We start from the raw sequence: 8661 nt of genomic DNA, 5'->3' as shown, positions 1-8661 counted from the left end.
CTTGCATTATATAAAATTATGATAGCAAAACAAAATCTCAAATATTTTTAGTACGTAAAATCTTGAAAGATTTTAAACAGATAGTCTTTTCCAAAAATATCTTTGATGCGAGCGGAAGACGTTAGATGATAGAAAGGAGTTCATTAAAAATAAAATAGAATCTTGAATATTTGCGTACTTTATTGTGCTAGGTACATTAATTTTTAGATTGAAGCTGACTGCTTTAGGATCTAAACCTCATAAGAGGATGCTGTTTGAGGGAGTATAAATGGGATATCTTCTTTAGGTAATTCAGAAACGTTTAAGGAACAATGATAAACATCGCGGAGATTTTGTGTTGTCAAAACATTAGTCGCATTTCCTTCGCAATAAATCTCTCCTTCTTTTAGCAAGATCATGCTATCTGCATAATGTGCTGCAAGATTGAGATCATGAAGAACAGCGAGAACGCCGCCACCAGAATGAGCAAATTGTTTAGCAATATCCATAACGATGATTTGATGTTGAATATCGAGGCTAGCAATAGGTTCATCTAATATCATCCAGCGAGGAACCCCATTATGAACAGGTTTCCAGATTTGGCAAAGAACACGAGCAAGTTGTACGCGCGCTTGTTCTCCACCTGATAATTGGTGATAATATAGGTTACCATAATCAGAAAGGTCAACGCGATCTAAAGCTTTCTGGATAAGATTTTGCAATTCGGCTTTGGCAGTGCTAAATTGGTTTACAGAAAGGCCAAGCCCTACAACTTCATGGACTAAGAACGGAAATACGAGCGTTGTTGATTGTGGTAGTACAGCGCGCATTTTTGCCATTACATGAGTTTTTGTTTGGCATACATTATAACCATTTAAAGTTATTTTTCCACTGTAAGGAATTTCACCACTCAGAGCTTTGATAAAAGTACTTTTTCCTGATCCATTAGGGCCAATAATAATGGTAAAAGCACCACTTTTAGCTTGAAGATTAATGTGTTTAAGAATCTGTTTTTTTCCGCGCTGAACACAAATATTTGTCGCTTCAATCATGAAAAGTCTGTTCCTCGTTTGCATATAAGGATCCATAGAAAGAAAGGTGCACCAAAAAGTGCTGTTACAATCCCAATCGGCAATTCTGCGGGGGCAACAATTAAGCGTGCAAACATATCAGCAAAAATAAGTAATGCTGCTCCCAAGAGAGCAGAGCAAGGAATGAGATAGCGATGATCAGGACCTATGAGCTGACGTAAAATATGAGGAACAATAATACCAATAAAACCAATACCACCACTGACAGCAACAGCACTACCACACATAAGAGCAACAAGGGGAATAGAAATATTTTTGACGCGTTGAATATGGAAACCAATATGGCCAGCAACAGCTTCTCCAAGAGCAAGGGCATTAAGTGCTCGTGATAAAAAGGGAGAGAAAAGAAGACCAATAACGATAAAAGGGAGAACGAGCCATACTTTCAACCATGTAGCGCCCGCAAGAGAGCCCAGACTCCAAAAAGTGATATCACGCAGTTGTTGGTCATTTGCGACAAAAATCAATGTTCCGACAACAGCACTACTTAATGCACCAAGAGCAATACCAGCAAGCAGCATGGTTGCAATAGAGGTAAAGCTGTTATGTGTTGCTATTATGTAGAGAATAATCGTTGATAAAAGTCCACCAAAAAAAGCACCTATGATAACTTTATAAGGCTCTAGAAAAGGTGCAAATGAAACAGGAAAAGCAATGCCGACAACAATTGCTAAGACTGCTCCAAGTCCAGCACCTGCTGATACACCTACAATTCCGGGATCTGCAAGAGGATTACGAAAAAGCCCTTGCATAAGAACACCGGAGACAGCTAAAGCTGCTCCAATCAATAATCCCAAGATAACACGGGGAAGCCTTATGTCGATGAGCACGAGGTAATCACGCGTTTTACTACTTACCGAAAAATCTTGTGTAAGCATCACATGGAGGAGATCAACGAAAGAAACCTTTGCTGCACCATTCAAGAGCCCACCAAAAATACTTAAAATAAGGAATATTATTAAGCTTAATAATAAAATCTTCCCCTGCTTTGAACGGTTTATTTTTTTACCTTCTTTTTCTTTAGGTAAATGCATCCTGGATGTACCGTCTACCATTTTTATCAGCTCTTACCGTTTTGATGTGCACCATAAAGTATCTCAATAAGCTCTCTTGATGCGTCTGCAGTACGTGGACCAAATCCCAAAAAATACATAGCATCCATCTGTTTTATGGCATGATTTTTCGCTGCAGTTGTTGCTTGAATTGCCGGTATGGCTAAAATCTTATCAATGCTGGTTGATCTTGCACCATGTTTTACAAGCAAAATAACATCAGGATCTGATTTCAATAATGCTTCGCCGTTGAGAAGTTTATATCCTTTATAATCGGTGATAGCATTGATAGCGCCTGAAAGTTTGATCATACTATCAGCTGCAGTACCTGTTCCAGATGCCATGACGCGTCCATTTTGCACAGAGAAAACAAAAAGAACACGCTTTGGTGTTGTTACTTTCGCCAAAAGCGCATCGTTGTCTAAAAAATTACGCTTCAATTTCTCAATTAACGCTGCGGCTTGCACTTCCCGATGAATGGCTTGACCAACGAGGCGAATCTTTTCTATCACATTTTCACGGGAGTAGTCTTCTGGTATGATCACCAGAGGTATCGATGTTTTTTTGAGAATATCAATTGTTGAAGCGGGACCACTTCCTTCAACAAGCAATATACCCTCTGGAGCAAGTGATAAAACCCCCTCAGGTGAAAGAGCACGCATATATCCTAGCACAGGAAGCTTGAGCGCTTCTTGTGGGTAGACGCTTGTACTATCACGGGCGACAAGTTGATCTTGGGCTCCCAATGCATAGACAATTTCTGTAAGTGCTCCGCCGATAGAAACAATTCGAGCATTTTCAGGAAAACGCGTTGCAGGTTCAGCAATCACTTGTTTAGAAAAACAAGTAAGAGAGAGCAGTAAACACATAAGAAAAAGGTTTGATAACCTATGTAAAAGAGATATGAACATGTCTAACCTTATCTTAGTTACTGCTGTTTTCTTGGCATGATGGCAAACTATTCAATAAAGAACGCCAATCTTCACGTTCTTTTTGACCCTCTTTGCGTACGCCAAAAAATTGAATAACCATCTCATCATCTTTATCGAAAACTTCAAGTGAACTGACATAACCATCACGGGTAGGTTTGCGAACATGCCATACACTAGAAATCCCAGACGTGAGTAAATGAAGGTCAAATCTTGGATCAAGAACATTAAGCCAAGGTCCCATTTGCTTAATATTTTTTACAGTCCCACTAAAAATTTGAATACACCCTTTATTCCCAACAAAACACATGATTGGCAGTTCTTGTTGTGCGACTTGGTTAAGCATTATTTCAACAGCATTTACCTGTAATTCATCGGCAAATTCATTACCAACATATTTTACAGCATGATGTCGATTAATTTTAAATTCGGAAATAATTTTGTGAAGTTGGTGTACATCTGTCATTTTCCGCCAACGGTCCCGAAAACTCTCAATATCCAATTCTGTTATGTCACACTGGGCTGGGAGAGAAACGGGAAGAATGTTAAGAACAGGAGACTGATCTTCAAGAAGGAGCTTTTCAACAAGTTTATTCCACTCTTCCATATTTGTCATATCTTTAGAATAGACCTTTAAGATAGCAACGCCATGTTGATCAAAGAATTGCAGACTTTTTGTAGGTTTTCCAAGAATAACGACATCATATTCAAAACCGAACTTCCATTGTTTTGTAAAAATACGCAAATCAATTTCACCAAGTGTGATAGGAATATGTTCGTTTTGAACAATTTTTTCAAAGCGTCCCGTTATTTCGTGAACAGCATATTCATTGCGAGTTAAGACCATGACGGTTCCAAGTCGAGGTGCATTTTCCAAGAGAGTAGCAACATCAGTTTGTAGCCTTTTTGCTTTTCCAATGGTACAATAAGCCGCAATAAGCTCCGCTTCAGATATACCAATCGAAACCGCAAAATCGCGGTTTCGCATTTCTTTTTTTTCTTCACGCAAACGAAGAATCATTTCAGCTGTATGTGCCATGAATTTACCTTATGCTACTTAACTCAAAAACTAACTTTCAAATTTTACAATTCCAAGGCAATAAATTAAATTCTTTTAAGAGTTCAATCTATCACAAAATAACACTCTATCGCCAACAGCTGAGCAATCAAAAAACGATAAAACAGAAAGAATTAAAACTTTTCTACCAAATCTTTGTAATTTTAAAGATGTTGAAAATAGAAACACAATAATTAATCCTTTTATCAATATGATTTTATTGACCGAATAATTAACAGAAGTGACTAAAACTTTTGTACAAACGACACCTTAAAGTTACGACCAGGCTGGCTATAATAGTCTTTTGGTGTTGAACTTTTACCTGAAGGAAGTTCAGATACATTCCAATATTTTGTATTGAAAAGATTATAAACACCGGCTCTTAGAATAGGTCCTGTTTCACCGAATGGTTTCCACCACCCTGTCATATCAACGACATGATATCCTGGAATTTTTTGGTAATCAGATTCTCCGGCTACTTTATCACGTTTAGCTGCCAAAGTAAGGATAATATCGCTTCCCCAAACCTCTTTTGCATATCCTAATCCGATAATTGCTTTCAAAGGAGGAATTGAGTTAAGATACTCCTTTTTATCAAGATCTTTTCCTTGTGAATAAGCAAGAGCAACATTGCTATGAAAACCGTTTTTAAGAACTAAATGGGCTTTTGTCTCAACACCAAAAATTTGCACGTGAAAACGATTCATATAATGCCGACGCGCAAATCTAAATTCCTCTGATGGCCCTCTATCCTCAGTATCTATGAAATTCTTATATTGATTAAAAAAGGCATTGAAGGAACCACCGAAATTTACATTTCCATACCGTAAACCAACATCATACCCATTGCTTGTTTCTGGTTGAAGATCAGGATTCCCTTTCACGTAATAAGCAGAAGGTTTGATATAAGAGACGTAAAGTTCTGGAATACGTGGTGCACGAAAAGCCTGAGCCCACTGAGCATAGAGCGTTACTTGATTACGAACATCCCACTCCACGCGTAATTTAGGAGAAAAGCGTGAACCACTTCTTTCTGGAGGGAATTTATCAGAAATCAGAGCTTTCTCATAAGAAGGTGTTTTCTGAGGAACATATTTGTACCAATCATACCGGATTCCCGGTGTTACACGAAAACGATCATCAACCAACCCAATTTCATCTTCAAAAACAAAACCTAAATTGTAACCATTTGTGTCTGGCGAATCTGATCGATTAGCAGGAACAAAAAGACATCCTCGAGCGTATTCTTTTATATGACAATTGTCTTTACCTAACAAATAGTGATGAAATTTAGATGACGAAACACTCATTACAAACTTTAACGTATGGTTTATAGTGCCAAAATCCACTTTTTTAAGGGCATCAGCATTGAAACCATAATTGATATTACGCAAGAAATTATCTCTCAAATAATCCCCTTTGGGGGCTGAAACACGAACGCCTGTCATAACGTAACGACTTGATTGCCTTTGCCAATAAAGCTGCCCATTAAACGCATCAAGAACTGCATCACCATTACCATTATAATTATAAGAAAGAGAAAAGCGCTCACGAAGTTTATTATCCTGCTCATAAACGGAACCTGGAGCGTATCTTTTAGACGAATTTAATTCATGTGTGTTACTCTTATGACCAAAACGCTCTGCGGTAAAACCAAGGCGGTGATTATCACTCAAATATTGATGAATTTTAAAAAGTAAGTTATTTTTATCAAAGTGAGAAGGGTTTTTGCGCGTGCGTTCCTCATACCCTTCTACTGTTCCCATATTTTTGCGCTCATGACCTTCTACATAAGATCCTTGAAAAAGTAAAAATGTCCGGTAATTACGCACAGCAAAAGCTTGATCGATGCGCCAGCTGTTATCAACAGAATTATAACCACCTTTTATAAGGCTTCCCCAATTCTTTTCTTCCACGATCAGGTCTTCAGGATCAAGGGTACGCAACGCAATGATTCCCCCTAAGGCGCCAGAACCATAAAGACTAGAATCTGATCCTTGAATAGTATCAAACGTAGAAAGAGCATTGAAATCAAAAGTTGTGTTTCCACCTCCACCACGGAATATATCATTAAACCACGGAAGAGAAATACCATCCATTGTCGTAAGAACACGGTTCGCATCTAAACCCCGAATAACGAAACTGTTATTTTCTGAGTTATAGGATACGGAAGGATTAAGACGACTCACATCATAAACATCAGTTATTTGTCTTTCATCAATATTCTTGTTGGTCTTACGATCAGTCAGAATGGTTATTGAATTTGAAGCATCTTCTATTTTTTTTCCTTTAATAAGGATTGGTTTGAGTTCAGTGACAGCACTTCCATCTTTATTTTGTGCAAAAACAAATGAAGGTATACAAACCGATAATGCACTTAAAATTACACAGCTTTTATAGATATTTTTTCGTCTTATTTGCATAACACATCATAACCCTTTTAAACATCCCCTCTCTGTTTTGAAATTTTTTTAATACAAAAAAGCTGGACTCACTAATTAAAACTTGCCAGCCAAGTAGGAATGATTTTGACAACAGCACAAAATCATTAGAAGACCATATTAAACATGACAAAATCAGTCAAGAAAAAAGTTGCAATTTCAAAATAGCCTGTTTTAATGAGATTGAACACCAATATTAAGCTTAAAATAGTGGCAGAAAAAACGATGAATTTTGCAAATACGAAACAATTATTAATTCTTTGGATTGGTGCATTTATTGGGGCTTTCTTTTTGCATGTATTATTGGCAGCACAGTTTTATTTTCAAAGTACTGGTATAAGTAATGGCTTGCTCTCGTCGGAGATTATGCTGACTTTTGTGCAAGAAACTGTATATCCGGATGTTGATACAGACTTGCCAGATATTCATAGAGAGTTGGATATTAATACAGAGCAAGAAGTATTACAGTCTGATCTCCTAGAGCAGGAGTCAGAAGGATTGGAATCCGTGGATGAAGTTCAATCGGAAGAACCTCAGCATATAGTAGAACAAGATGATTTAAAGCCTTTGGAAGAACCCCTACCTCAAAAAGTGGAGCATAAAGCGTTTATCAAAAAAACAATACCGATGCCAAAGGCAGTAGTAAAGCGCTCCAATGCAAAGGCGGTACGTTCTTCTTCCATCAACAAGGGCGGCGGTACAGCAGGGCTTGAAGATATGTTGTTAATGGAGTGGTTAGCAAAGGTACAGTCACAATTAGAAAGGCAAAAAAATTATATTGTGGGACAGCGCACCAATCGTACAAAAGGAACGGTGAAGTTAGAATTTATGGTGCATGAGCAGGGGAGTATTTTTTCTAGTCGTGTCGTTGTTTCTGCTGGAGATCCAGAACTTGATCGATTAGCGATGGCAGCCCTTCGACGCGTTGGTTCTTTTCCACCACCACCACCATCAAAAGTGAATAAAACAATTAGAGTATCCCTAATATTTAGCTGATTTTTTATACGGGGCGATTTTCTTATAATATATTGATTTATAATGATTGTTTATAATTTTGATGAAAGTTAAAATATAATTTATTCGAATTTTTTTGATGTTGAATCAATCAAAACCATCCGCTTACTTATGATACAAGTTGAGGAGGAGCATGGACAAAAAACTTCTAAAAAGCAGTGAACATACTTCTTATGAGTGCTCTAAATGAAAGGGCTTTTGCAACATTGGGAGTTAAGGGATGATAGAGCTATAGCTTTTATTAATTAAAGGTCTAATCGATTTTTATACCATTCGTGAGAAGATTTTCGTAAGTACTTTTCAGATACACCGTTGTGAAATGGACTTAGAAACATTAAAATAAAACAATAATATAAATAAGAAAAACATACTATTTGGGGATGCTCTGTTTTGTGTAAAGGATGTGAGCTTATATGTAAAAATGAGAAAAAAGCAAAGCTTCATCTTCATTATTAAAAGATATTGACATATTTAAAAGTCGTAAAACCGAATGAAAAGGGAAGGGGCAGAAGAGAATTGTTTGTCTTTAAGGCTTTCTAACTCAATGAGTCTCTCTTTCTGTTATCAGAGATAACCCAAACGATATACACAATAATGCGCCCCTATTGGGTATAGAAATATTGTAAGCAGAAAAAATAGTCTTAAAATAAGCTGTTTCACAAGATTTGAATATTGACTAATAAGCAACAGTAAAAGGATGAGCTATTTGTTTCACTCTTCTCTTATATTTGTAATCTCTATGATATTGTCATCTATGTTGAGAAGAAATGAATTATTTGTACTACCTGTTGATTTATAATGATAATTCATCATTTTGTATTTGAAATAAAAGACCCAAATAGTATAGGGTTTTCTCATTTCGAATTTATGAATACTGAATCAATTAAAATTACTTTCTTATACGTCCTAAGAAGGTTGGTATGTGGGTACTATTTAAAAAGGAATAAAAACACTTCTTATGAACCCTTTCAAATGCTACTTGGGAAGTTCAGGCATATTATTTCCGTCGACCAGAAAGCAAGTCGGTTTTTATATCTATTTTCCCAGTGAGTCTCGCTTTGTAAACACCGTAATTTTCCATGACACACATCACGTAAT

General features: G+C 36.9%; 6 protein-coding genes. 1 reads left to right on the top strand and 5 read right to left on the bottom strand.

Features of this window, described 5'->3' with window-relative positions; all coding sequences use genetic code 11:
- Positions 1 to 230: 230 nt before the first annotated feature.
- The 5 genes from ACFIO3_RS05385 to ACFIO3_RS05365 form a co-directional block, all read right to left on the bottom strand.
- A complete protein-coding gene (locus tag ACFIO3_RS05385; RefSeq protein WP_375614970.1) occupies positions 231 to 1031 on the bottom strand; it encodes a heme ABC transporter ATP-binding protein in 801 nt (266 codons plus the stop codon).
- Positions 1028 to 2125: a FecCD family ABC transporter permease gene (locus ACFIO3_RS05380; RefSeq protein ID WP_375606316.1), complete on the bottom strand. Its 1098-nt coding sequence runs from the start codon at positions 2123 to 2125 to the stop codon at positions 1028 to 1030. The genes ACFIO3_RS05385 and ACFIO3_RS05380 overlap by 4 nt, the downstream gene beginning before the upstream one ends.
- 5 nt (positions 2126 to 2130) lie before the next feature.
- Positions 2131 to 3033, bottom strand: coding sequence for a hemin ABC transporter substrate-binding protein (locus ACFIO3_RS05375; RefSeq protein ID WP_375606315.1), 903 nt, complete (start codon positions 3031 to 3033; stop codon positions 2131 to 2133).
- Between the two features lie 13 nt (positions 3034 to 3046).
- Positions 3047 to 4090, bottom strand: coding sequence for a hemin-degrading factor (locus ACFIO3_RS05370; RefSeq protein WP_375606314.1), 1044 nt, complete (start codon positions 4088 to 4090; stop codon positions 3047 to 3049).
- 263 nt (positions 4091 to 4353) lie between these two features.
- Positions 4354 to 6531, bottom strand: coding sequence for a TonB-dependent hemoglobin/transferrin/lactoferrin family receptor (locus ACFIO3_RS05365; RefSeq protein ID WP_375606313.1), 2178 nt, complete (start codon positions 6529 to 6531; stop codon positions 4354 to 4356).
- Between the two features lie 243 nt (positions 6532 to 6774).
- On the opposite strand from ACFIO3_RS05365, the gene ACFIO3_RS05360 reads away from it, so the two are divergent.
- On the top strand, positions 6775 to 7545 hold the full coding sequence (locus ACFIO3_RS05360; RefSeq protein WP_375606475.1) for an energy transducer TonB: 771 nt from the start codon (positions 6775 to 6777) through the stop codon (positions 7543 to 7545).
- Positions 7546 to 8661: the final 1116 nt, after the last annotated feature.

This window comes from Bartonella sp. AD328YNZD, from assembly GCF_042196425.1.
Note: the sequence above shows the minus strand (reverse complement) of the source record. Positions and strands in the feature narration are given on the sequence as shown.